The organism is Streptomyces cinereospinus (assembly GCF_042430725.1).
In the GTDB taxonomy this organism is placed as follows: Bacteria; Actinomycetota; Actinomycetes; order Streptomycetales; family Streptomycetaceae; genus Streptomyces; species Streptomyces cinereospinus.
In genome coordinates this window covers 1-21,685 of the sequence record NZ_JBHMCY010000064.1, presented here as the reverse complement: position 1 = coordinate 21,685, position 21,685 = coordinate 1, and the positions used below count along the sequence as shown (strand labels likewise).

Annotated in this window: 27 protein-coding genes; 8 read left to right on the top strand and 19 right to left on the bottom strand. The window is 74.6% G+C overall.

The features are described from left to right. Nucleotides 1-121 precede the first annotated feature (121 nt). Nucleotides 122-1,057: a LysR family transcriptional regulator gene (locus tag ACFF45_RS27015; RefSeq protein ID WP_381349157.1), complete on the top strand. Its 936-nt coding sequence runs from the start codon at nt 122-124 to the stop codon at nt 1,055-1,057. 77 nt (nt 1,058-1,134) lie between these two features. On the opposite strand, the gene ACFF45_RS27010 is transcribed toward ACFF45_RS27015, so the two are convergent. The 8 genes from ACFF45_RS27010 to ACFF45_RS26975 form a co-directional block, all read right to left on the bottom strand. Then, the gene (locus ACFF45_RS27010; RefSeq protein ID WP_381349156.1) at nt 1,135-1,530 is read right to left on the bottom strand and encodes an Lrp/AsnC family transcriptional regulator; all 396 of its coding nucleotides are present in this window, start codon (nt 1,528-1,530) and stop codon (nt 1,135-1,137) included. 19 nt (nt 1,531-1,549) lie between these two features. Then, nucleotides 1,550-2,059, bottom strand: a complete 510-nt coding sequence (locus ACFF45_RS27005) for a TspO/MBR family protein (RefSeq protein ID WP_381349154.1) — start codon at nt 2,057-2,059, stop codon at nt 1,550-1,552. Between the two features lie 116 nt (nt 2,060-2,175). Next, the gene (locus tag ACFF45_RS27000; protein WP_381349152.1) at nt 2,176-2,589 is read right to left on the bottom strand and encodes an SRPBCC family protein; all 414 of its coding nucleotides are present in this window, start codon (nt 2,587-2,589) and stop codon (nt 2,176-2,178) included. 179 nt (nt 2,590-2,768) lie between these two features. Beyond that, nucleotides 2,769-3,368, bottom strand: coding sequence for a hypothetical protein (locus ACFF45_RS26995; RefSeq protein ID WP_381349150.1), 600 nt, complete (start codon nt 3,366-3,368; stop codon nt 2,769-2,771). A gap of 697 nt (nt 3,369-4,065) precedes the next feature. Then, nucleotides 4,066-4,527, bottom strand: coding sequence for a hypothetical protein (locus ACFF45_RS26990; RefSeq protein WP_381349149.1), 462 nt, complete (start codon nt 4,525-4,527; stop codon nt 4,066-4,068). Nucleotides 4,528-4,651: 124 nt separating this feature from the next. After that, the gene (locus ACFF45_RS26985; RefSeq protein WP_381349148.1) at nt 4,652-5,314 is read right to left on the bottom strand and encodes a class F sortase; all 663 of its coding nucleotides are present in this window, start codon (nt 5,312-5,314) and stop codon (nt 4,652-4,654) included. Then, nucleotides 5,307-6,146 carry a DUF4397 domain-containing protein gene (locus ACFF45_RS26980; protein WP_381349147.1) on the bottom strand — a complete coding sequence of 280 codons (840 nt, stop codon included), beginning with the start codon at nt 6,144-6,146 and terminating at the stop codon, nt 5,307-5,309. The genes ACFF45_RS26985 and ACFF45_RS26980 overlap by 8 nt, the downstream gene beginning before the upstream one ends. A 140-nt stretch (nt 6,147-6,286) precedes the next feature. After that, entirely contained in the window at nt 6,287-6,910 is a 624-nt protein-coding gene (locus ACFF45_RS26975) for an RNA polymerase sigma factor (RefSeq protein ID WP_381349145.1), read from the bottom strand. A gap of 193 nt (nt 6,911-7,103) precedes the next feature. Between ACFF45_RS26975 and ACFF45_RS26970 the strand changes: the two genes are divergently transcribed. Together ACFF45_RS26970 and ACFF45_RS26965 are read left to right on the top strand one after the other, a co-directional pair. Then, nucleotides 7,104-8,096, top strand: coding sequence for a MerR family transcriptional regulator (locus ACFF45_RS26970; protein ID WP_381349144.1), 993 nt, complete (start codon nt 7,104-7,106; stop codon nt 8,094-8,096). 79 nt (nt 8,097-8,175) lie between these two features. Beyond that, nucleotides 8,176-9,459, top strand: a complete 1,284-nt coding sequence (locus ACFF45_RS26965; RefSeq protein ID WP_381349142.1) for an NAD(P)/FAD-dependent oxidoreductase — start codon at nt 8,176-8,178, stop codon at nt 9,457-9,459. Between the two features lie 45 nt (nt 9,460-9,504). On the opposite strand, the gene ACFF45_RS26960 is transcribed toward ACFF45_RS26965, so the two are convergent. The 3 genes from ACFF45_RS26960 to ACFF45_RS26950 form a co-directional block, all read right to left on the bottom strand. Then, the gene (locus ACFF45_RS26960) at nt 9,505-11,070 is read right to left on the bottom strand and encodes an SDR family oxidoreductase (RefSeq protein WP_381349141.1); all 1,566 of its coding nucleotides are present in this window, start codon (nt 11,068-11,070) and stop codon (nt 9,505-9,507) included. A gap of 54 nt (nt 11,071-11,124) precedes the next feature. After that, entirely contained in the window at nt 11,125-12,069 is a 945-nt protein-coding gene (locus ACFF45_RS26955; protein ID WP_381349139.1) for an AfsA-related hotdog domain-containing protein, read from the bottom strand. Between the two features lie 106 nt (nt 12,070-12,175). Then, on the bottom strand, nt 12,176-13,069 hold the full coding sequence (locus tag ACFF45_RS26950; protein ID WP_381349138.1) for an SDR family oxidoreductase: 894 nt from the start codon (nt 13,067-13,069) through the stop codon (nt 12,176-12,178). A 113-nt stretch (nt 13,070-13,182) separates the two neighbouring features. Between ACFF45_RS26950 and ACFF45_RS26945 the strand changes: the two genes are divergently transcribed. Genes ACFF45_RS26945 through ACFF45_RS26935 form a run of 3 tightly spaced genes read left to right on the top strand, consistent with a single transcriptional unit; the run spans nt 13,183 to nt 14,438 of the window. Then, nucleotides 13,183-13,758, top strand: coding sequence for a DUF4383 domain-containing protein (locus tag ACFF45_RS26945; RefSeq protein WP_381349137.1), 576 nt, complete (start codon nt 13,183-13,185; stop codon nt 13,756-13,758). 45 nt (nt 13,759-13,803) lie between these two features. Next, entirely contained in the window at nt 13,804-14,217 is a 414-nt protein-coding gene (locus ACFF45_RS26940) for a VOC family protein (protein WP_381349135.1), read from the top strand. Between the two features lie 41 nt (nt 14,218-14,258). Further along, on the top strand, nt 14,259-14,438 hold the full coding sequence (locus ACFF45_RS26935; protein ID WP_381349133.1) for a hypothetical protein: 180 nt from the start codon (nt 14,259-14,261) through the stop codon (nt 14,436-14,438). 43 nt (nt 14,439-14,481) lie between these two features. On the opposite strand, the gene ACFF45_RS26930 is transcribed toward ACFF45_RS26935, so the two are convergent. The 4 genes from ACFF45_RS26930 to ACFF45_RS26915 all read right to left on the bottom strand — a co-directional run bounded on the left by ACFF45_RS26930 (nt 14,482) and on the right by ACFF45_RS26915 (nt 16,720). Continuing rightward, nucleotides 14,482-14,916, bottom strand: coding sequence for a hypothetical protein (locus tag ACFF45_RS26930; RefSeq protein ID WP_381349132.1), 435 nt, complete (start codon nt 14,914-14,916; stop codon nt 14,482-14,484). 111 nt (nt 14,917-15,027) lie between these two features. After that, nucleotides 15,028-15,969 carry a restriction endonuclease gene (locus ACFF45_RS26925; protein WP_381349131.1) on the bottom strand — a complete coding sequence of 314 codons (942 nt, stop codon included), beginning with the start codon at nt 15,967-15,969 and terminating at the stop codon, nt 15,028-15,030. Nucleotides 15,970-16,029: 60 nt separating this feature from the next. Further along, the gene (locus tag ACFF45_RS26920) at nt 16,030-16,230 is read right to left on the bottom strand and encodes a hypothetical protein (RefSeq protein WP_381349129.1); all 201 of its coding nucleotides are present in this window, start codon (nt 16,228-16,230) and stop codon (nt 16,030-16,032) included. A gap of 247 nt (nt 16,231-16,477) precedes the next feature. Further along, nucleotides 16,478-16,720: a hypothetical protein gene (locus tag ACFF45_RS26915; protein ID WP_381349127.1), complete on the bottom strand. Its 243-nt coding sequence runs from the start codon at nt 16,718-16,720 to the stop codon at nt 16,478-16,480. 190 nt (nt 16,721-16,910) lie between these two features. Here ACFF45_RS26915 and ACFF45_RS26910 point away from each other — a divergent pair, with 190 nt between their 5' ends. Continuing rightward, nucleotides 16,911-17,288, top strand: a complete 378-nt coding sequence (locus tag ACFF45_RS26910; protein ID WP_381349125.1) for a hypothetical protein — start codon at nt 16,911-16,913, stop codon at nt 17,286-17,288. A 187-nt stretch (nt 17,289-17,475) separates the two neighbouring features. On the opposite strand, the gene ACFF45_RS26905 is transcribed toward ACFF45_RS26910, so the two are convergent. Beyond that, nucleotides 17,476-19,113, bottom strand: a complete 1,638-nt coding sequence (locus ACFF45_RS26905; protein WP_381349124.1) for a sodium:solute symporter family transporter — start codon at nt 19,111-19,113, stop codon at nt 17,476-17,478. Then, nucleotides 19,110-19,409 carry a hypothetical protein gene (locus tag ACFF45_RS26900; RefSeq protein WP_381349122.1) on the bottom strand — a complete coding sequence of 100 codons (300 nt, stop codon included), beginning with the start codon at nt 19,407-19,409 and terminating at the stop codon, nt 19,110-19,112. The genes ACFF45_RS26905 and ACFF45_RS26900 overlap by 4 nt, the downstream gene beginning before the upstream one ends. 460 nt (nt 19,410-19,869) lie before the next feature. Here ACFF45_RS26900 and ACFF45_RS26895 point away from each other — a divergent pair, with 460 nt between their 5' ends. Then, nucleotides 19,870-20,715 (top strand): helix-turn-helix transcriptional regulator, encoded by an 846-nt coding sequence (locus ACFF45_RS26895; protein WP_381349121.1) that lies wholly within the window; start codon nt 19,870-19,872, stop codon nt 20,713-20,715. A 40-nt stretch (nt 20,716-20,755) separates the two neighbouring features. Here the strand turns inward: ACFF45_RS26895 and ACFF45_RS26890 are convergent, their stop codons facing one another. Together ACFF45_RS26890 and ACFF45_RS26885 are read right to left on the bottom strand one after the other, a co-directional pair. After that, the gene (locus ACFF45_RS26890) at nt 20,756-21,475 is read right to left on the bottom strand and encodes a TetR/AcrR family transcriptional regulator (protein ID WP_381349120.1); all 720 of its coding nucleotides are present in this window, start codon (nt 21,473-21,475) and stop codon (nt 20,756-20,758) included. After that, nucleotides 21,472-21,685, bottom strand: a 214-nt coding sequence (locus ACFF45_RS26885; protein ID WP_381349119.1) for a hypothetical protein, incomplete at its 5' end; no start/stop codon positions are given. The genes ACFF45_RS26890 and ACFF45_RS26885, both read right to left, overlap by 4 nt.

Genomic DNA, 21,685 nt, shown 5'->3' with positions numbered 1-21,685 from the left:
CCCTCACCGCCCGCACCACCGATCCGCGACCGAGTGCATCCAAGCGGGGAGGGCCCGCGGGGATCAAACAACCAGGAGGCTGCCTGGCCACAACCTGCGGTTGTGCCCTTAGGGTGTCGGCGTGGATCTCGACACCGTCCGGACCTTCGTCGCCGTCGTCGACGCGGGGCGCTTCCAGGACGCCGCCGCCGAACTGGCGGTCACCCAGCAGGCCGTCTCCAAGCGCATCGCCGCGCTGGAGCGCAGCCTCGGCGTGCGGCTGTTCACCCGTACCCCGCGCGGCGCCGAGCCGACCACCGACGGGCAGGCGTTCCTGCCCCACGCGCGCGAGCTGCTGCGCGTCGCCGGACGCGCGGTCGCGTCGGTGAGCACCGGCCGCCGCCCGCTGCGCGTCGACGTGCTCGCCTCACGCGGCGCGGCGTCGGGCCTGATGCGCGCCTTCCACCGCGCGCATCCGGAGATCGAGCTCGACGTGGTGTGGCTGTTCGACATCGAGACGGCCGTCACCGCCGTCCGGTCCGGCGAGATCGACGCCTCCTTCCGCGCCGTGGCCGCGCCCGGGCGGCCGCTGCCCGACGACATCCGGTCCGTGCGCGCGCTCGACGAGCCGCTCCAGCTCCTCACCGGCCCCGCCCACGCGCTCGCGGGCGCCCGGTCGGTGCCCCTCGCCCGGCTCGCCGGGCACCGGATCTGGATGCCCGGCATCGTCCCCGGCACCGAGTGGGCCGCCTATTACGACGACCTCGTCGCCGAGTTCGGCCTCACCATCGAGGCGACCGGCCCCAACTTCGGCTCCGACGCGCTCCTGGACACCGTCGCCGACAGCCCGGCCCTGGCCACCTTCATGGGCGAGCGGACCCGCCTCGTCCGGCCCGCCGGCCACGGTCTGTGCCGCATCCCGGTGACCGACCCGACGCCCGTCTACCCGCACTCACTCCTGTGGCACCGGGACAACCCCCACCCGGCACTGGCCACCCTCCGCGGCCACCTCGCCACCACCACGGCCCGCCACGACGCCGCGGGGACCTGGACACCGGGCTGGGTGACGCCCCGCTGAACGCCGCCCCGCGGAGGTGACGGTGATCGCCGCGGGGCCGGGCCCTCGGGCCGGCGCCCTCAGCCGGCCGGACCGCCTCAGCAGGCGGGCGCCGGAAGACGTGCGGAGGCGGTGTTCCTCACCTGCTGAAGATGACCGAGGCGGAAGCCGGTGATCTCACCGCGCTTGCTGAGCCGGTCGGTCAGAAAGGCGGGCGGGTGGTCGAGGTCCTGCACCGCGACGTGGAGCAGGAAGTCGTCGCCCCCGGAGAGCACGAACACGTGCAGGACCTCCGGCCGGCCGCCGGCGAAGGCCTTGAAGGCGTCGATGACGGCGCGGCTGAGGGGGCGCACCCGCACCGACACGAGCGCCTGCACGCCGCGGTCGAGGGCGGCGGGGTCGATGTCTGCGTGGCAGCCGCGGATGACGCCCCGGCGGTGCAGCGCCCGGACCGGCTCGATCCCGCGCGCCGTGCGGCCCGAGAGCCCGCGCACCCCTTGAGCGCGGCACTAGCTAGGTGTTGAGCTGCCAGAGGGCGAAGTTGAGCGCCGCCGCGTACAGCGTCCACAGCGCGTAGGGGACGAGCAGCAGCGCCGCGGTCCGGCTCCTGCGCCGGAAGAGCAGGATCGTCGCGCCGAGGGCCGCGAGGAGCAGGCAGATGTCGAGGAACGCCAGACCGTACCGGCCGGCGGCGAAGAACAGGGGGGTCCAGGCGAGATTGAACGCGAGCTGTGCTGCCCAGGCGGCCAGTTCCGGCTTCACGCTCGCCGCGGCGCGGGCGCGCACGACGAGCCAGGCGGAGACGGCGATCATCGCGTAGAGCACCGTCCAGACGGGACCGAACAGCCAGGACGGCGGGGCCCACGCGGGGCGGTCCAGCGACGTGTAGGTACTGCCGGCGTCGGCCGCGGCGGCACCTCCCGCCGCGGCCACGGCGTAGCACAGGCCGAGGAAGAGCAGCAGGAGCGGCCACTGGGACGTGGATGCCGGGCGCCGGGCCCGCTCGTGCGCGGCGTGCGTCATCAGGTACCCCTCGTCCTCACCGGTCGCTGTCGTCGGGCGTGCGCTCCGGGTGCCCGGCGGACGGCTTTCCAAGCGCCCCGCCCCCCTGCGGCGCCCGCCCCAGTGATTCGGTGCCCTCAGGCCTCGGCGCCTTCCACGGCCTTCTTGATGCCGTGCAAGGCCTCGCGGAGCCCCTCGTCGACCTGGCGGCCCTCGGTCTGCCGGGTGTGCAGCTCGACGGTGAGACGGGAGGTGCCGGGGGCGTCGCCGGCGGTGACGCGGAGCCGGCCGTGGTAGTCGGACGGTCCGGGCGCGCCCCATTCGAGGGTGGTGCCGTGTTCGAGGACGCGGATCCAGGCTTCGCCGGTGACGTCCTGCTCGGGCGCGTCGGGCGGCTCGATGTGGGCGGTGACGGTGACACGGTCGCCGTCGTGGAGGTGCGCGGTCCTCAGCCGTGGCAGGTAGGCGGGGAGGTGTTCCACGTCGGCGAGGTAGTCGAAGAGCCGGCCGGGAGGAACGTTCACCGTGATCGCGTTGTCGTAGTCACCCATGCGATGCTGGATTCCCGGAGTCGCCCGCCGCGGAAACGGCGGCGCGCCGGTCACCACCCGAGGGGACGCAGCGAGCCCGTACGTCCGTGCCGTGCCCGGCTTCCGGACGCCCCGCGCGGCCGTCGCACACCCACGCGCACGTCGGGACGGTGTCGCGCGCGTGGGCCGGACGGTCCGTGTCAGTGCCTCACGTGCCAGTCCGGGAACGACGGGAGCATGGCGGGCGTCATGGCCCGGGCACGCTGGAGCATGCCGTGCATCTGTGAGGCGGGGCGCTGCTGCTCACCGTGCAGGGCGTTGAGCACCAGCAGGCCGCCGGTCAGGGCGGGGACGGTCCACTGCATGCAGGACAGGTGCCGCTGGGCCTTGTCGACGTCGATCGGGTGCTCGGCCGCCTTCTCCACGTCCTCGGTCTTCGAGGAGGCGGCCAGTTCGATCTTCTTCCCCAGGAACCGGCTGTAGGCGGTGGCCGCGAGGGCGGCACCGGTCAGGACGGTCTTGGCGAGCGTGGAGGCGGCGACGCCCTGCTGGGCGGCGACGCGGGGCGCGTTCACCGCGAGCAGGCCGCCGGAGCCGAACAGGTGGGCGGCGATGGCCGCGGCGTTGACGGGTGTCCACTTCCCCCAGCCGGTGCTGGCGATCCGCGCGGTCGTCGCCCAGGTCCCGCCTTCGTCGCGGGCCGCCCCGTTCAGTCCGACCGCTCCCATCAGAGAACCGCCGAACCAGGCGGCAAGGCCTACGTCGTGCAGGCTGCGTAGCGTCGTGTTGCGTTCGGACATGCGCTGGCTCCCTCGCCGCGGGTGGAGAACGCCGGCGAAAGCGGCCGGCTCTCCTCACCGTCGCCCGACTCGGCGGCGGACGCCATCGTGGCTGGTGCGAACGGGGCAAAGGGCGGGCCCGCGGCAGGCGGACCCCCGGCCGGCTCCGGCGGCGGCCCGGCGCGGCCGGTCGGGCGCCCACCGGGGCCGGGCCGGCGCTCAGCAGGACCGACACCCCCGCCCGGGCGACCGACACCCCCGCCCGGGCGACCGACACCCCCGCCCGGGCGACCGCCTCCGGCGCCGCGTCGTGGACCAGGTGCCCGACCGCGATGGTGACCATCCGCCCGCCGGGGACGCGGTCGGCCGGCTCGGCGACGCCGTCCTGCGGCACGCGTGAGTCCGAGCGAGTGGTCCCCCGGCCAGTCACTGCGGCCGTTGCCCCCGCAGGCCGGCGGCGTACCCCCGCGACGGCGGGCGAGGGCGGGAACGACCTGCTCCCCGTCGCCGGCGTCCTCGCCGTCGCGTGCAGCAGGGCCGGCGGCGAAAGCGTCCGCGGGTCCCGGCACCTGATGGGCCGGCCCGGTCCCCCCCCCGGTATCGACCGAGCGCCGATCGACCAGACCCGGTGCATACGCAGCCGTACGGGCGGGGGACCGGCGTTCACCACCGGCGCACCACGCCCGGCCGAGGGGCTCGCGGCGCCGCACGGTGCCGCTCAGGGCGCGGTCGAGGTGTTCGGGGGATCCGCGCGCCGACCCGCGCCACCGTCTTGCGCCGGGCGGGCACGGCGGTGGCCGCGAGCCAGACGCCGGACGATCCGGACGAAGCCGAGGAGACCGAGCAGGAAGCACCCCGCCCGCGTCCGGGCGGTGCCCCGCCCCAGCGACGCGGTCCGCCGCGTCCCGCAGGGCCCGCGCGTGTCCGTCCCGGACCGCGTCGGCGCGGGATCCCCCGCACCGTGCTCGATCGCGATGCGCTCCCAGATCCGCTCGGGCGGCACGGTAAGCCGCTCGGCGGGGCCGGCGCCGCGCGCGGTGCTCACCACACGCCGCATGTGGGCCAGTTCCTCGCGGCAGTGACGGCACCCGGCGATGTGCCGCAGGGCGGTCTCGTCCGCCGCCGAAGCGGCGTGACCAAGCGCCAGTTCGACCAGGTGCGCGGGCTCGACATGTGCCACGCTGCCCTCCATCCTCCCGCCCAGTGCCTCTTGCCCCGCGCCCGGTGCCTGTTCGCCCTCCCCTGCGCCCGGTGCCTGTTCGCCGGTCCGTACCGGCCCGGCCTCCACCGAGTCCCCCCGCGTCTCAGGACGGTAGTGGTCGCGCCGTCACGACGAGGTTGGACTGGTAGCCGCCCCGTTCCGGGACGAAGGGGGGCGCACAGGTGACGAGGGTGAGGACCGGGCTGCCGGTGCGGCGGAACACGGACGGCGGCAGTTCCCGCCTGGGCACCGTCGACCGGGAGACGACCCGGTAGCCGACCGGGCGGGCTCCGGCGCGCCGCACCTCGATCCGGTCCCCGGGACGGACGTCGTACAGTGCCGCGAACTCGCCGAGGGCGCCCGTGTCGCCGTCCACGTGCCCGACGAGCACGGCCGATCCCTCCGTACTGCCCGGCGCCGGGCCGAAGCGGTACCAGCCGGCCACGGAAGGGTCGGCCGGTACGGCCACGGAGCCCTGTCCGTCCACGCCCACCGGCCGCACGCGGGCGTCGAGGCCGGCGCCCGGTACGACGATCCGCCGCGGGGAGGGGTCCTGACGCCGGTTTTGCTGCGCACCCTCGCCTTCCGCCGCCGCGGTGCCCGGGGGCCGGGCCGCCGCGGCGTCCCCGAGCGACGCGGCGCGCCCGAAGTCCACCGGCCGGGGCGGGGGCGGCGACGGCTGCGACAGCGACGGCTGCACGGTGAGCACCGCCAGCGCCGCGGCCGCCGCCGTCAGGCCGGTGAGCCGTCGCGCGGTGTCAGCCACGTCGGCCCGCGGCCCGGCGCACCACCAGGACGCCCGCCAGCGTCACCGCACCGGCCGCGGCGGCCCAGGCCGTCCACTCGTCGGAGGAGTTGTGCCCGACGGCCGCGCCGCTGCCGCCCGCGTCGACGCCGTCGGGAGCGGACCCCATCCCGCTGAGCGTCTGCGTCTTCAGCGCCAGGTTCTCGTCCTGGGCGCTGCCCCAGGCGTACACGACGGTGCTGGTTCCCTCTGCGAGGTTCAGGTCGGCCGGACCGAGGGCCACGGTGTCCGTACCGGCGAGCGTGACATCGGCGGAGACGGTGCCGGCGTCGACCACGGTGGTGTCCTGGCCGGGGTTCTCCAGCCCCTCGAACACGGGCTGTCCGCCCGCCCGGACGTCCACCGCCGGGGCCGCGGCGACATGGCGTACGGTCACCCGGGACTTGCCGGCGTCCACGGCGGAGACGTCGTTGACGAAGGCGGTGAGCTGAGGCTTGCCGTCGGCGGAGAGGTGGGCGGCGATCGTGGCGTTCGCTCCCGCCGGTACCTCGATGTCCTTCTCGACGGCGGGAGTGCCGTCGGGACCCTGGCCCGCTGCGAAGATCTCGACGGTGTAGGTGCCGGGGTCCAGGGCCTGCGGGTCCGTCAAGGTGCCGGGCTCGAAGTCGCCCAGCAGTTCCTTGCCGTCGGCGTACACGTCGACGGTGAGGCCGGGGACGCCGTGGAAGACGGACACCATGGCCTGGTCGTCGGCAGAGGCGTCGGGAAGGGCCAGGGCGGGTGCGGCGGCCCCGAGCGCCAGGGCGCTGGCGCCGGCCGCGGCGGCGATGAGGCGAGGGGTGCGAGAGGTCATGGGGATCACCCGTTCGGGGAGATGGTCCGCTGTCGGAAGGTGTCGCTCGTGTTTCTCGTCCGGGCCGCATCGCGGATGCGGCCGGCGGGGAGAGGCGCATGCGGTGGCCGCGGACATGGCGGGGCGGTCCCGGCAGCGCCTCACAGGTCCGCCGCGCCGGGACGGCTCTGCTCGATGCTGCGGCGCAGGCGGTGCAGGCCGCGGCGGGCGTGGCTCTTCACGGTGCCCAGGGGCAGACCGGTGCGTTGCGCGATCTGAGCCTGTGTGAGGTCCTCGTAGAAGGCCAGGCTCAGTATCTGCCGCTGGTGCCGGGGGAGCCGCGACAGCTCGTCGACCAGGACGATGCGGTCCAGCACGTCGTCCGGCGCCGCGGCGTCGGGAGGCGGCGGGCCGGCGTCATGGGCGGCGGAGTCGATCAGTGTCAGGCGCCTCGTCCTGGCCGCCAGGGCGTCGGCGATCTTGCGTCGGGTGATGCCCACGAGCCACGCGCCGAGTGAGCCCCGGTCCGGGCGGAAGGTGTGGCGTCCACGCCAGGCGCCGATGAAGACCTGCTGGGTCACGTCCTCGGCCTCGTGGCAGTCACCCAGGGAACGCGTGGCCATGGTGTAGACCAGCGCCCCCCAACGCCGGTAGACGGCCGCGAACGCGTACTCGTCGGCTGCCAGCAGGCCGCGGGCGAGTTCGTCCTCGTAGACCGTCTCCGCCAGTGGTTGAGCGATCGCGGGTGGCTGGAGGGGTACGTCGGGTCGCGGGTTCCTGCTCATGGCCTGCTTCCTCCTGCCGTGCGTGAGGTGCGGGGACGGAAGGCCGTCTGCCGGGCGTCACCGGCAGCGGTCGTGGTGCGGTCACCGCTCACCCAGTCTTGGCCCGCGAAACGACGCAAGCAACATGCGTCGTTTATGCGTCGTACACTGGCCGCGTGACACGGACGCACCCGAGGGGGACCTGGAGGGAGACGTGGGCGCAGACGGCGACGAGCGGGAGACCGCGCAACCGGGAGTCGGGCTGACGACGGGCGAGGTGGCCCGTCGGCTGGGCGTGGCGCCGACCACCGTCCGTACCTGGGACCGCCGCTACGGCCTCGGCCCCGACCTGCGTTCCGACGGCAGACACCGTCGCTGGACCGTGGTGGACGTGGCCCGGCTGGAACGCATGTGCGCGCTGACGGCGACCGGCCTGCCCCCCGCCGAGGCCGCGCGCATCGCGCTGGGCGAGGGGCCGCTCGACACCGGACCGGCCGGGCAGGCCGGCCCCGCGCCGTCCCGGCGGCCGGCTCGCGGGCGCACACGGTCCGGTACCGGCCTACGGCTCGGCGACGTCCGCCAGGAATGCAAGGGCATCGCCCGCGCCGCCCTCCGCCTCGACGGCGACGCGCTGGACGAGCTGCTCACGACCGTGATCGAGCAGTACGGCCTGGTGACCGCCTGGACAGAGGTGATCATGCCCACCCTGCAGGCGGTGGGCCGCAAGTGGGAGAGCTCGGGGGAGAGGTACGTCGAGGTCGAGCACCTGCTGTCCTGGCACGTCTCCGGCGCGCTCCGGCGGAGCACCCGGCCGGCGGCAGCCGCCCGCCCCGGGGCCGCCACGCTGCTCGCCTGCGTACCGGGGGAGTACCACACCCTTCCCCTGGAGGTGCTGGCCGCCGCGCTCGCCGAACGCGGCCTTCCCGTGCACATGTTCGGTGGGGCGCTGCCCGTCGAGTCGCTCATCGCGGCCGTACGCAGGACCGGTCCCGCCGTGGTGGGGCTGTGGGCGCAGTCCCGGACCACCGCGAGCACGCCGTTGGCCCAGCACGTGGCGAACCTGGAATGGGGCGTGCGCGGCGCCCGCAGGAAACCGTTCGTCCTCACCCTGGGGCCCGGCTGGGCGGGCCGGACCGTGGCCGGCGTGCCCCACCCGGCAGACCTGGCGGCGGCCGTCGCGGCCGTGCAGTCCCAGGTGCGGGCGTGACGCGCGGTGGGTACCGGGTCGCCGCCCCCGCGCAACAGACCGATGATGCACGGGACGAGCGTGCAGGGGCAGGAGGAGCATGACCGTTCACCCTCACGGGAACCGCGAGAACCCCGGAAAACGCGTCAAGCGCGGCCATCCCGACACCGTCGTCGTCGGCGCCGGACTCGCCGGACTCGCCTGTGCCCTGGACCTGAGCCGCGCCGGACGGCGAGTGGCCCTGCTGGAGGCGTCCGACGGCGTCGGCGGCCGGATGCGGACCGACCGGCAGGACGGGTTCCTGCTGGACCGTGGCTTCCAGGTCTTCAACACCTCCTATCCCCAGGTCAGGCGGCGCCTGGAGCTGCGGGCGCTGCGCCTGCGGCCGTTCACCCCCGGCCTGGTCGCCCAGCACCCGGACGGCCCGGTGCGCCTCGCCGACCCGACCAGGCGGCCGGGGTGGGCGGGGTCGCTGGTGCCGGGGCGGGTTCTGCCCGCCCGTGACCTGGCCGCCCTGGCCGCGCTCACCGCCCGGGACGCCCTGCTCCCCGCAAACGTCCTCAAACGGCGTCCGGACGAGTCGGTGGCGAGCGCCCTGCGCCGCGCGGGGGTGTCGGCCGCCACGGTCGACCTCGTCCTGCGGCCGCTCCTGTCCGGGGTGTTCCTGGAGGACCGGCTGGCGACCTCCGCCCGCTTCTTCCACCTGGTCTGGCGCAGCATGGTCCGCGGCACGCTGTGCCTGCCCGCCGCCGGCGTCGGCGCGGTGCCGGCCCAGCTCGCCGCCGGCCTGCCCGACGGGGTCCTGCGGCTGGAGACGCCCGTCCGCGAGGTCACCCCCACCGGGGTGCTCCTCGACGACGGCGGTGAGCTGCCGGCCGCGACCGTCGTGGTGGCCACCGACGCCGCCACGGCGGCCCGCCTGCTGCCCGGACTGCCGGTACCGGACGGCCGTACCGTCACCACCTACTACCACGCGGCCCCACGGACACCGCTGGCGGAACCGACGCTGGTGGTGGACAGCGCCGGCACCGTCCTGAACACGTGCGTGCTCAGCGAGGTCGCCCCCACCTACGCACCGTCCGGTACGGCTCTGGTGTCCAGCTCCGTCCTGGGCGCGGACCGGCCCGGCGCGGCCGAGGCGGTGCAGCGGCGCCTGGCCGAGCTGTACGGGACCGACACGGGCGGCTGGGAGCAGGTCGCCGTGCGCACCGTCGAGGGCGCGCTGCCGGTGATGCGGCCGCCCCTGCCGCTGAGCCGCACGACCCGGTTCGGCCCCGCCGGATACGTGTGCGGGGACCACCGGGCGACCGGGTCGGTGCAGGGCGCGCTGGCGTCGGGGACGCGGGCCGCCCGCGAGGTCCTGACCGACCTGGCGCGGGGCTGAGGACCCGGAGCCCGTGGGCGGCGGGCCCGCCGGGGCCGGCACGCGCTAGCGCCGGACCCCGCGGCTGCCGCGCTGCGCCCCGGAACGGCCGGTCGGCGACGGTGTGCGGCGGACGCCCGGACTCCTCGCGGCGGCCTGGGCGACGTTACGGGCCATCCCTCCGAAGACGACGGCGTGGAACGGCGAGACGGACCACCAGTACGCGTGGCCCAGCAGACCGTGCGGATGGAACAGGGCACGCTGCCGGTACCGCGTGCCGCCGTCGCCGTCCTTCTCCGCGTACATCTCCAGCCACGCCAGGCCCGGCAGGCGCATCTCCGCACGCAGCCGCAGCAGCCGTCCGGGTTCGATCTCCTCCACCCGCCAGAAGTCCAGCGAGTCGCCGACCCGCAGGTGCTGGGCGTCGCGGCGGCCGCGCCGCAGGCCCACACCCCCGACGAAACGGTCCAGCCAGCCCCGTACGGACCAGGCCAGCGGGAAGGAGTACCAGCCGTTGTCACCGCCGATGCCCTCGATCACCCGCCACAGCGCCTCCCGGGACGCCTCGACCGGCAGGTGCCGTTCGTCCTCGTACAGACTGCCGCCGGCCCAGTCGGGGTCGGTGGGCAGCGGGTCGCTCGGCGCCCCCGGCACGGCGGCGGACGACCAGCGCGTCGCGACCTGCGCCTCGCGGACCCTGCGGAGCGCCAGGGCCAGCGCTTCGTCGAACGGCAGGGGGCGGCCCGGCGGGTCGGGCACGTACCGGGCGATGTCGTGTTCGTGGCAGACGACCTCGTGCCGCAGCGACTCGGTCAGCGGCCGGGCGATCGAGGCGGGCACCGGAGTGACCAGGCCGACCCAGTGGCTGGACAGGCGCGGGGTGAGGACCGGGACCGGGACGATGAGCCGTCGCGGCAGCCCGGCCACGGCGGCGTACCGGCGCATCATCTCGCGGTAGGTCAAGACGTCCGGACCGCCGATGTCGAAGGAGCGGTTGACGTCGTCCGGCATGGTGGCCGAGCCGACGAGGTAGCGCAGCACGTCGCGCACCCCGATGGGCTGCGTACGGGTGTGCACCCAGCTGGGCGTGACCATGACCGGCAGTCGTTCGGTGAGGTACCGCAGCATCTCGAAGGACGCCGACCCGGAGCCGATGACGACGGCGGCCCGCAGTACGGTGGCCGGCACGGGCGAGTCCAGGAAGATCCGCCCGACCTCGGCCCGGGAGCGCAGGTGGGGGGAGAGCGCCCGGTCGGGGACGCCGCGCGGGGTGAGCCCGCCGAGGTAGACGATCCGCCGGACACCCGCGTGGTGCGCCTGCTCGGCGAAGACGCGGGCCGCGCGGCGGTCGGTGTCCTCGAAGGCCGAGCCGGAGCCGAGGGCGTGCACCAGGTAGTAGGCGACGTCGACTCCGCGCAGGGCGGCGGCGACCGACGCGCCGTCCGTGACGTCACCGCCGACCACGTCGACGTCCCCCGCCCAGGGATGGTCCCGCAGCTTGCCGGGCGAGCGGGCCAGGCAACGGACCCGGTGACCGGCCTCCAGCAGATCCGGGACCAGGCGCCCGCCGATGTAACCGGACGCTCCGGTGACCAGGCAGTGCAGTCCCTGCCGAGTCCGCTGATCTTCCATGACCACGTCTGTTCCTTCCACGCGCTCACCGCGCCACGTTGCTTGTGCCGCCAGCTAGGGCCTGAGGAGGGACACCGTGCCCGCCGCGGCGGTCCGGCCGGCGTCCGTGACGAGGAACCGGGCCCCGCCGACCTCCCCGGCCACGTCGACGCACGCCCCGCACGGCGGCACGGGCGCGTGCAGGTCCACGCGCAGCCCGGTGACCGCCGCGGACGTCATCCCCGAGCACAGCAGCGCCGCCTGGCGTGCCGCCTCCAGCACGGCCGGGGCGGGCATGCGGGCCGGCCGGCCGGGGAGCAGCACCGGATGCCCGGGATCACGCGGGGCGATCACCAGCCGCCCCTGCGGCGTCCGCGCCACCAGGACGTCGGGGTCGTGCGCGGCGCCCACGGCGGCGGCCGAGGGGTACGAAAGCCTCGGCGGGGCCACCGCCTCGGCGCGGGCCGCCGCCGCGCACCCGGGCCGGGTCAGGCGCATGGTGCAGGACGCGAACGCAACCCCGTGCAGCAGGAACTCCGCCGTGACCCGGCAGGAGGCGGGCGGGCCCGTCCGCGGCGACGGGAGGTCGCTCAGGACGACACGGGCCTCCACGTCGGTGGCACTGCCGCGCTCCGTCGGCCTGCCCCGCGGGTGCACGCCGAGACGCACCGAGACGGGTTCGAGCGGCGGCCGGGGCGGGCCGGCCACGGCCAGGTGGTGCAGTTCCACCGCCCTGGCCAGCTGACGCGTGGTCTCCACCATGATCAGCGGATGGTGCACCACGGCGGCCACCCGCTCGTTGAGGGGATGCAGACGCGGCCACTGGCACCGGGCCGTGAAGCTGCGGCCGCCCTGGCGGCGCAGGGAGACGACGAGCAGGGACGCCATCGTGGGCAGGCCGATGGTGAGCCAGGTGAGCGGGGTGTCCGGTACGTCGGGCCGTGGCCCCCGCGCGCCGTGCGCACCGTCGTGGACGCACCCGTGCACCGCGTACCTGTCGTCGATCGCCGGACCCGTCATGAGGACCTCCTGCCGACGCGGCGGCCGAGGGCGGCGCCGGCCGCCCACACCACGACTTCCCACGCACCGGCACCGGTGGATGCACGACGCGCCCGGAACAGCCCGTTCACCCCTCCGGCGGCCGGGGTCCGGACCGGTCGGCCCGGCCACCACCGGCACCGAGCAGACCCGTGGGCGTGAACGGCTCGGCGGCGGCGAGCCGGGGCAGTTCACGCCGCGACAACATCGTCACGACCGGCGGCATGGCCGCCCGCACCGCCTGCGTCGACCGCAGCCAACGGGGCACGTACACCGCCGCCCGGCGCCGCTCGACCGCGGCCACCAGCCGACCCGCCGTGTACCCGGCGGAGTACACCCGGCGTGCCGGCCGGGGCATGTGGCCGCGCAGCTCCCGCAGCACGGCGTGCCGGTCCGCGTCGCGGACCATGTCGGTGTCCGTCCAGTTGATGTAGGCGATGCCCACCCCCACCCGCCGATGGGCGACCTCCGCCTGGAGGGCGTGGGCGAACGACTCCGCTCCCGCCTTCGAGGCGCAGTAGGCGCTCATCATCGGCGCCGCACCGATGGACGCCAGGGACGCGACCTGGAGGAAGTAGCCCTGGGTGGCGAACAGGTCCGCCAGGAACGTCCGCGCGGTGACGGCGCTGCCGATGAGGTTCACCTCGATGACCCGGCGCCAGTCGGCGGGGTCGGACTCGGCGAACGGGCCGCCCTCGGCCACGCCCGCGTTGGCGACGACCACCGAGGCGGGCCCGAGCCGCGCGCGGATCTCGGCACCGGCGCGGGCCATGCCCCGCTCGTCGGTGACGTCGACCCCCCAGCACCCGGTCACGCCCTGAACGGAATCCCGCACCCGGGCCAGCGCCCGCTCGTCGCGGCCGAGCAGCGCCACCCGCGCTCCCCGGCCGGCCAGATCCCGGGCCAGCGCCTCCCCGAGGCCGCGCGCCGCCCCGGTCACCACGGCGGTACGGCCGTACAGAGGGCTGGGGGCGGGCGGCATCGATCCGTTCCTCTCCACATCGGTGCTGGCCCCGCCCACGCTAGACGCGGACCGGGCGGTCGGCACGCCGATCACCGTGCATCCACACCTGGCATACCGGATGAAACAGGGATATGAAGCTCAAAGACGAACTTCCGGTCGACCACCATCTCGCGGCCGTCTACCGCTACGGCGCCGGCTTCTGCGGCCTCGTCCTGCTCACGTTCGCGGGTCTCGGCTTCGCCGACGCGCTCAGGCCGTTCGACACCTCGGGCGACACGATCGCGGGCCTGAGCACCGACATCGCGCTGAGCGTCATCTCCACGGCGGCCGGCCTGGCGCTGCTCACCGGGGCCGTGATCGGCGGCAACCTCGCCTCCACCCTCAACATGACGGTGGGCGCCCTGTTCGTCGTGAGCGGCCTCGCCCACGTCTTCGTGCTCGACCGGCCGGCCAACGTGCTGGACTTCGGCATGACCAACGTGATGTTCAGCTTCGTCATGGGACTGATCATCGCGACGTTCGGCATGTACGGCCGGGTGTCCGGCAAGCTCTCCCACGCCAACCCGTACTGGCGGCACAGGCACCCCGAGCAGGCGGCGAGGGAGAGGGCGGCGGCGCCCGCCCCGACCGGCACGGGCAGTACGCGGCGGGCGCTCCCCGGGAGCACGACGCCCGAGAGCCGAGGCGGACGGCGAGCACCGCGCTGACACGACGACCCGCAGGACAGCAGACCGAGCCGAGCGGAGGGCCTCATGTCCACGCGACCGAGCCCGCAACTGCACGCGTACATCAGCTACCGGGACGCGCGGGCGGCCCTCGCGTGGCTCACGGCCGTCGGTTTCACGGTGCTCACCCGCCGGGACGGCCCCGGCCACACCGTCGCCCACGCCGAAGCGCGCCTGGGGCAGGCCGTCCTGATGGTCGCCGACGCCGACGCCGGCTACACCGTCGCCCCGCTGCGGGAGCGGAGCACCGGCGGCGGGCTGTACCTGTGGCTGCCGGCCACGACGGACGTCGACCAGTGGTACGCCCGCGCGGTCGGGGCGGGCGCACGGGAGGTGATCCCCCCGGAGGACACACCGTGGGGCGGTCACCGGGCCCGGGTCCTCGACCCCCAGGGGCACGGATGGAGCGCCGGCACCTACCGCCCCGGGCAGCCGGGGTGACGTGCGGCGCCCCTCACTGCGAAGCCAGGAAGGTGAGCGACATGACCGAACCGCTGCGTCCGCCGACGGAGACTCCGCCCGTGGAGGGCTCCACCGCGGAGGCCCACCAGGAGCGTCCGGACGGCGGCCTGTGGGAGCACCCGTACCTCTGGCTGGGCCTGATCGTCTTCGGCTCGATGCTGACAGCCGGGTTCTTCGCCCTGCGCGTCGTCGGCCTGTAGGCGGCGGTCACCGGCCGCGCCCGGCCGACGGCTCACGGGGCCGTCAGGACGGTTGCCCCGCGGGCCGGTGGACCACCGTCGACCAGTGCCAGCAGGACAGGGCGATCGTGGCCGTCAGCCACACCATGCCCAGCCACTGGTACGCCGCGAGGCCGGCGCAGTCGTCCGGGTCGACTCCGTCCGCACGGCAGTGCTGCGGGGTGCCGACCGCGATCTGTACGGGCCAGGCCAGGACCATCGCGGTGACCAGCCCGCTGACCGCCCCGAAGCTCCCCGCCGACGTGCACCGGTCCCACCGTCTGCCCGGCTCGTGGGGCGCCGGGCGGTAGAAGGCGGCGATCTGGAGCGCCAGGGCCGTCCCCAACGCCAGGCTCAGCCAGTCGTAGCGGCCGTCCCCGAGCGACAGCGTGACGACTGCGGCGAGGGCCGCCGACCACAACGCCGCATGGTCGACGGCCCCCCTGTTCGGCTGAGACACCCCACGCCCTTCCACGACCTCTGGTTACGCCCGCAAAAGGCTAGGAGGGGAGAAGCCCGCCGACCTCCGAACGGTCGGCCAGTAACCCGTTCGTGTGCACCGGCCGGCCGGTCAGTAGACGTCGTACGCCAGGGGGACGGACGCATCGGCGCTGTACACGGTGATGTTGCCGTGGCTGTTCCGGTCCTCGGCCTGCCGGTAGGCGCTGAACAGGCCGGATATGAGCCTGCCCTCCGCGTACGCGCCGGAGGTGCGGGCGAAGTCGGTGTGGATGTCGATCCTGGTGTACGGGGAGACGACGTGCTCGATCCGGAGCACGTGCCGGACGGCGTCGCGCTGCTCGGCGGAACCGTGGGCCGCGGCGTACCGCTCGAACGCCCGCGGGTCCAAGGCCCTCGGGCCGGCGGACGCGCGGGCGTCGCTCGTGACGTCGTTCTTCACCGGGGAGTACCCGGTCAAGCCCTCCAGGGCGGAAACGAGCCCACCGAGCACGCCCATGATCACCAGCGCGGTCACCAGCTTCCGGCCCGCGGCGCCCGCGTTCGCGCGGGGCGTGGCCGCGGAGGCCGCGCCCGGTGCCGCCCGGCCGACGTCCTTCGGGGTCGCCGTCGTCGCGGCAGGGGCGGAAGCCGGCGGGGTCGCCGCCGTCTCACAGACGCGGCGCGCAGCCCGGTTGACCGGGCGCATCGCCCCGTCGAGCCCGTAGACGAACAGGGCGATGCCGTTCTCCTCCGCGTACGCCACCGCCGTCGCCGCGTAGGTGCTGCCGGTGAAGAAGAGCAACTGCTTGTCCATGGCCCTGCCCCGCGCCCCGAACAGCCTCTGCAGCTCCGGCCGTCCCACCGCGCTGGCCTGGAACTTCACCTGCCCGAGCGCCCGCCGGGACACCACGTCGACACCGCCGTCGGCGCCTCCGGGCCGCGCCCGGGCGTCCTCGAAACCCCAGTACCGCATCCACGCCGCGGCGTTGTGCTCCGCTGTCTGCCATGTCTGGATCTGCCGCGCCGCGGGTCTTACCGCGCGCCGTCCAGAACCACCGTTCGTGCTGCTCACGGGCAGGGAGTATGACAGGCGGCACCGACAGCCCCCGCACCGCGGTGGGTCAGCGTGGCCTCATCCGTTCTCGAACGTCACCTCGCCGGGAGCGCGGAAGGCGCACGCGCCGCTCGGGAAGTCCGCCGAGCGGCGGCACTCCTCGTCGGCCAGGTGCCGGCGCGGCCGCGCGGTGACGATGTGCCGGCCGTTGCGGATGGCGAGGAGGTGATCCGTGCCGTCGAGGACGTTGCGCCGGCCCGGGTCACCGCACCGGCACATCGGCGTCGGCGCGGCCGCGCTCCATGGTGGCGGTGGCGAAGTCCTCGTCGCCGCCGATGGAGAGGTTCGCGGACGGAATGGACGGGGCGGACAACGGCCAACCGCCCGACCTGGCGCCGGAGGTCCGTGCCGAAGGCGCTGATCGTTCCGAGCCCGTCGGCGAAGTGCTCGCGGTGCACCGCGGTGGCGGCTGAGGCGGGGGACGCCACGGCACCGGCGGCACCAGGCAGGTGGCGCTGACGGCTGCCTATTCGACGGCCGGGTCCTCCTGGCCGTGCCGCACGGCCTGCTGCACGGCCCGCTCCACGTCCCGCCGGTCGGTCCCGGTGGCTTCGGCGTGCGCGGTGACGGCCGCCTGCACCGCCTCGAACGCCTCGCGGCAGCGGCGCCACTGGGCGTCGTACTCCTCTCCGGCCAGGCCGGCGAGCTTCGCGCGCTCCTGCTCGGCGGATCGTTCCAGCTTGATCAACTCATCAGGGACCTTGGCCACGGACACGGATCCTAAGCGGCCCGCGGCCCACCGGCGCTGAGCCATGCCGTCCCAGCGGGCAGACCTTCGCGACCGCCGGCCCGGTGCGGGCGCGTCCCACCGGACAGGCACGGACGAGTCGCCGCGACGGGCCGAGGGCGCGGGTCCGGCGCTGCGGCACCGTCGCCCCCGGTCGCCTCCGAGTCGATCGATGACGGTGCGCGGCCTCCGACCCGCGCACCCGGGCCCGGCGCGGCGAGCTGACCGACGCCCTGGAGCCCTGACCGCCGCGATCGGCAGGAGCGGCACGGCCTACGCCCGGCTCGACTTCGCCCGGGCCCGGGAGATCGACGCCGCGACCCTGCCACTGCTCACGGAGACCGCAGGCGCACGGCACCCACTGACGCCGGCCTGCACCGCCAACCTCGCCCTCGGCCTTGGGGCCCTGGGCCGCGGCGCCGAGGCCGACGCGGCCCGGGCCACGGCCGTCGAGGGGCTCTCCGCCGCCCTCGGGGCGGACCGTCCCTGGCTCATGGCGACCCGGCAACGGCGGCGCGTCGAATGCGGCCTGGCGCTGCCCGCCCGGTAGCGGCCGCCGGGTACGGACCACCTGCCCGGCCTGCCGCGGCAGTCACCGCGGGGAACCGCACACCGCCGTCACGGCCGGCACCCGGCCCGCGGCACCGCCCGCAGGGCCCGGTCGGCTGTGCCGCACTGACCGCCGAGGGTGCCCCCCGGTTGCCGCCGCGGGACGACCTGACCGGGCCGCGTCCGCGTCACGTCCGTGAAACGAGTTGCCTGTTCTCCTGGTCCAGGACGGCGCGGGCCGCCACGTCCGCGTACCGGTCCTCGGACTCCGGGCGGCCGCCGCGGCTGCTGAGCCGGCTGGCCGCCCAGCCCGCCACGAAGCCCACCGGGATGGACACCGGTCCGGTGGTATCGAACGGGTACCAGGCGAAGTCGACCGCCGGGAACAGCGCACCGGGCGTCCCGGAGACGGCCGGACCGAAGAACTGGAGCAGCAGGCAGGAGCCGAATCCGGCGTACACGCTCCAGACGATGCCCGCGCGGGTGCACTTCTTCCAGAACAGGGCGAACACCAGGGCCGGCAGGATGGCGGAGGCGGAGGCTCCCACGGCGGCCTGGGTGAGGAACTGGATGTTCCAGCTCTGCGCCACCACGGCCAGCGTCACCGCCAGCACGCCCACGAGCGGAGTCGCCCACCGCATCGCCTTGACCTCCGCGCCGGCCGCGACCGCTCCGCCGCGGACACCCTGCACCCAGACGTCGTGCACCACCGCTGCCCCGGCGCTCAACGCGAGGGCCGCGACCACCGTCATACTGGTCAGGAAGACTGCGGAGACGGTCATGGCCAGCAGCAGGTCGCCACCCCACTCCGTGGCCAGGCTGTTCACCAGGGACAGCAGGGCCGCGGCGGACTGCGGGTCGAAGCCCGACGTCGGCGCCTCGGCCCCGACGGCCGACGAGCCCAGGCCGAGCACGACGGCCATCACGCAGAACACACCGGTCATGGCGATGGCGAAGAAGACCGAACGCCGGGCCGAGGCGCCGTGCTCGGCCGCCTTCACCCGCATGATCATGTGCGGCATCACGGCGGCGCCGAGCATGATGGTGAGCTGCGCGGCGACCAGTTCGAATCGGCCCGCCGCATCCGAGCTGAACAGCATGCCGGGGGCGAAGTAGCGCTCGGAGTCGAGGCTGCCGGCCCTGGCGTCCGCCAGCAACCGGTCGGGACTCCACTCCCACCGCGTCAGCACCGCGAGAACCAGCAGGCCCATGCACGCGAACAGAGTCACCGTCTTGGCGATCTGCAGCATGGTGTTGCCGCGCATCCCGGTCAGGGCGGCGGCGCAGATCATCATGGAGCCGATGAACACCGTGCAGACCTGCCCGGCGGCCGTCCCCGACAGGCCGAGCAGGGCCGCGGCCGCGTATCCGGCGGCCGTCAACTGCACCACGGCCATCGGCAGGCAGACACCGAGGGTCGCGACCGCCGCCGCCCAGCGGATCGAACGGTGACGGAACCTCGCGTCCAGCGTGTCGCCGAGCGTGAAGCTGCCGACGTTGCGCACCGGCCGGGCCAGGACGAGCAGTACACCCAGCGCCCCCGCCGTGCACGCGGCCATGGCCATGCCGTCGTACCCGGCGAGGGCCACCAGACCGGTGGTGCTCAGCAGGGTGAGCACGGAGATGGCGTCACCGGTCAGAGCGAACGCGTTCCGCCACGGCCGCAGGGAACGGCCCGCGACGTACAGGTCGTCGGTGCCCTCCGAATCGAGGCCGAACAGGAAGCACAGCAGCAGCGTCACACTGACGACCAGGAGGAACGCCACCAGGGGGGCGGCGTCGGTCGCCGTGGCGGCGACCGTCTGCACCGCGGCGGCGGCCGTCATCGGTGGCTCCCCGGGGCCGTCGCGTCGGCGTGCCCCGCGGGCATGGCGGACTGCCAGACCTTGCGGCTCGCGCGGTCGAACCACCAGGCGGACACGAGGAGTTCCGCCGCCAGCGCGACGAACATCAGCATGCCGAGGGTGACCTCACCCCACACCGGGGTGCCGAGCAGCGACCCGGTCACGAGCGGGAGGGCGGAGACGGCCACCCACGTGGTGAAGTGGACGCGGGTGAAGCGGCGCCGCACCCGTTCGGCCGCCGCGCGCAGCCCGGGCGGGGCCGCCGTCTCCTCCGACACCGGCCGGCCCGTGGGGCGACGTTCCGGCCAGATTGACTCACGCTCGTGCGCGCTCATTGTTCGTTTCTCCAGATGAACTTGCGGAAATCGCCCTGGCGGCACAGCCTCCGGCAGGGTCGGCAGAAGGAGGGCATGCCGGACTCGACGGTCGGTACGAGGCGGTGTCGGGGGAGACGGCGCAGCTAGGAGCCCGCGAGGTGGCGGGCGGTCGCAAGCACAAGGCGAGCCGTCGGGGCGCGACACGGTGGGTGGCCGGTAGACGCCCATATTCATCATGGCGATCGATAGAGTGGGGCACCAGGTCTGTGACCGGATCGATACCGAGCGTTGCCATCGATCGCGGCAGCCGCCGCCGGGTCCCTGTCCGGCCGCCGGCCCGGTCGGGACGCCCGTCAGGGACCGCGTTTCCTGGGAACGGCAGTACCAGGCTGTGCCCGCGCGATGCTGCGACGATGGACGCATGAGTGCATCCGGTGAGCTGGCCGCCGTGCTGCGGGCGTGGCGGGAACGGCTGGCGCCCCAGGCCGTGGGTCTGCCGGTGGGCGCCACCCGGCGCACCAGCGGGCTGCGGCGTGAGGAGCTGGCCGTTCTCGCGGAGGTGTCGGCGGACTACATCGTGCGTCTGGAGCAGGGCCGGGCCTCCGCGCCCTCGGCACAGGTGTGTGCCGCGCTGGCCCGTGCCCTTCAGCTCAGTGACGCCGAACAGGACCACCTGTTCCGGCTCGCCGGGCACGCCACCGGAGGCGGGCGCATCAGCCGCTTCGTGCCCGCCAGCCTGCGCCGCCTGGTGGAACGCACGGCTGACCGGCCCATGGCCGTCTTCGACGCGATGTGGGACCTGCTGCTCTGGAACCGGACGTGGGCGGCCCTGATGGGCGATCCCTCCGGGCTGCGGGAGGCGGAACGCAACGTCCTGTGGCTGCACTTCACCCGCATCAAGGACTGCAACATCCACGACCCGGACACGGCGGACACCTTCGGCGTCTCCATGACCGCGGACCTGCGCCGCAGCGCCGGCCGTTATCCGGACGACCCCGAACTGCCGAAGCTCGTCGAGCGCCTCAGCGAGAGAAGTGACCGCTTCCGCGAGCTCTGGCAGCGGCACCAGATCGCCGAACACGACGCCGCCGTGAAGAAGATCACCCACCCCGAGGTCGGGGCGCTGGAGCTGGACTGCGACATCCTGAGCACCCAGCGCGGAGACCTGCGCATCGTCATGTACAGCGCCGCGCCCGGCAGCGAGTCCGACAGCAAGCTCGCTCTGCTGGCCGCGATCGGGACCCAGCGGATGCGTCTGAAGCCGTGACCGCGGCCGGCCGGGCCCGCTGAGGCCGGCGCCCGCCCCGTCAGGAGCCGGCGCCGTCCCGCAGAAGGTCCCGGAGCGAGGGCAGCAGCGCGTCGATGTCCGCGTCGCTGCGCAGCACGACGACGGTGGTTCCCCCCTCCGCGCCGGACTGCGAGGAAGGGGCGGCGGCCACGGTGGCCGCGGGGGCGACGGGCGGCATCGGGAAGAGGGCGAGCACCTCGCGCATCGCGTCGTCGACCTCCGAGACCGGGTCGGCCGACTCGCCCCGCAGCCAGCGCCTCAGCACGTGGTTGTGGGCGGCGACCACGTTCGCCGCCATGAGCTCCGCCCGCAGGGACGCCGGCTGCCCGGTGTCGCCCATCCAGTCCGAGATGAACTCGCGGAACAGCCGCTGGTAGCGGGCCACGCTGACGATCTCCCGCTCGCGCAGGGCGGGTACCTTGCTCGTGAGCGCGTACCGGCGCTGGGCCAGGTCGCCCTCGTCCAGGTAGTGCATCAACACCAGCCGCACCGCGTCGGACACGGCCACCAGGGCGGTGGCGTGGGTCGATCCGTCCAGCCGGTCCCTGATCGCCGCGAGCAGACGGTCGTGGTCCGGGAAGATGACCTCTTCCTTGGACCGGTAGTGCCGGAAGAACGTGGTCCGGCCCACGCCGGCCCGCTCGGCGACGTCGTCGATGGTCGTCTGTTCGTATCCGCGTTCGTCGAAGAGGGCGAACGCGGCCTGCGCGAGTCGGTCCCGTGTGGATGCCTTGCTCATGCGGCCTCATCCTTCCCTGCACGCGCGCCCGCACGCCACTTGCCCCAAACGATGGTACTGAGTACCGTGATAACAGAATTCAGTACCGCACGGTAGTAGAACGGAAGCGCACGATGATGGTCGAGCCGTCGCGGACGCAGGACCGCGACCTTCATACGACCGCGGGGAAGCTCGCGGATCTCCAGCGCCGCATCGAGGAGGCGACGCACG

What these genes read in the sequence shown, in the direction of transcription:
- ACFF45_RS27005 (WP_381349154.1), bottom strand. Translation starts at nt 2,059, where the DNA reads ATGACGCACGCCGCGCACGAGCGGGCCCGGCGCCCGGCATCCACGTCC.
- ACFF45_RS27000 (WP_381349152.1), bottom strand. Translation starts at nt 2,589, where the DNA reads ATGGGTGACTACGACAACGCGATCACGGTGAACGTTCCTCCCGGCCGG.
- ACFF45_RS26995 (WP_381349150.1), bottom strand. Translation starts at nt 3,368, where the DNA reads ATGTCCGAACGCAACACGACGCTACGCAGCCTGCACGACGTAGGCCTT.
- ACFF45_RS26980 (WP_381349147.1), bottom strand. Translation starts at nt 6,146, where the DNA reads ATGACCTCTCGCACCCCTCGCCTCATCGCCGCCGCGGCCGGCGCCAGC.
- ACFF45_RS26975 (WP_381349145.1), bottom strand. Translation starts at nt 6,910, where the DNA reads ATGAGCAGGAACCCGCGACCCGACGTACCCCTCCAGCCACCCGCGATC.
- ACFF45_RS26965 (WP_381349142.1), top strand. Translation starts at nt 8,176, where the DNA reads ATGACCGTTCACCCTCACGGGAACCGCGAGAACCCCGGAAAACGCGTC.
- ACFF45_RS26960 (WP_381349141.1), bottom strand. Translation starts at nt 11,070, where the DNA reads ATGGAAGATCAGCGGACTCGGCAGGGACTGCACTGCCTGGTCACCGGA.
- ACFF45_RS26955 (WP_381349139.1), bottom strand. Translation starts at nt 12,069, where the DNA reads ATGACGGGTCCGGCGATCGACGACAGGTACGCGGTGCACGGGTGCGTC.
- ACFF45_RS26950 (WP_381349138.1), bottom strand. Translation starts at nt 13,069, where the DNA reads ATGCCGCCCGCCCCCAGCCCTCTGTACGGCCGTACCGCCGTGGTGACC.
- ACFF45_RS26945 (WP_381349137.1), top strand. Translation starts at nt 13,183, where the DNA reads ATGAAGCTCAAAGACGAACTTCCGGTCGACCACCATCTCGCGGCCGTC.
- ACFF45_RS26940 (WP_381349135.1), top strand. Translation starts at nt 13,804, where the DNA reads ATGTCCACGCGACCGAGCCCGCAACTGCACGCGTACATCAGCTACCGG.
- ACFF45_RS26935 (WP_381349133.1), top strand. Translation starts at nt 14,259, where the DNA reads ATGACCGAACCGCTGCGTCCGCCGACGGAGACTCCGCCCGTGGAGGGC.
- ACFF45_RS26920 (WP_381349129.1), bottom strand. Translation starts at nt 16,230, where the DNA reads ATGTGCCGGTGCGGTGACCCGGGCCGGCGCAACGTCCTCGACGGCACG.
- ACFF45_RS26910 (WP_381349125.1), top strand. Translation starts at nt 16,911, where the DNA reads ATGACGGTGCGCGGCCTCCGACCCGCGCACCCGGGCCCGGCGCGGCGA.
- ACFF45_RS26905 (WP_381349124.1), bottom strand. Translation starts at nt 19,113, where the DNA reads ATGACGGCCGCCGCCGCGGTGCAGACGGTCGCCGCCACGGCGACCGAC.
- ACFF45_RS26895 (WP_381349121.1), top strand. Translation starts at nt 19,870, where the DNA reads ATGAGTGCATCCGGTGAGCTGGCCGCCGTGCTGCGGGCGTGGCGGGAA.
- ACFF45_RS26890 (WP_381349120.1), bottom strand. Translation starts at nt 21,475, where the DNA reads ATGAGCAAGGCATCCACACGGGACCGACTCGCGCAGGCCGCGTTCGCC.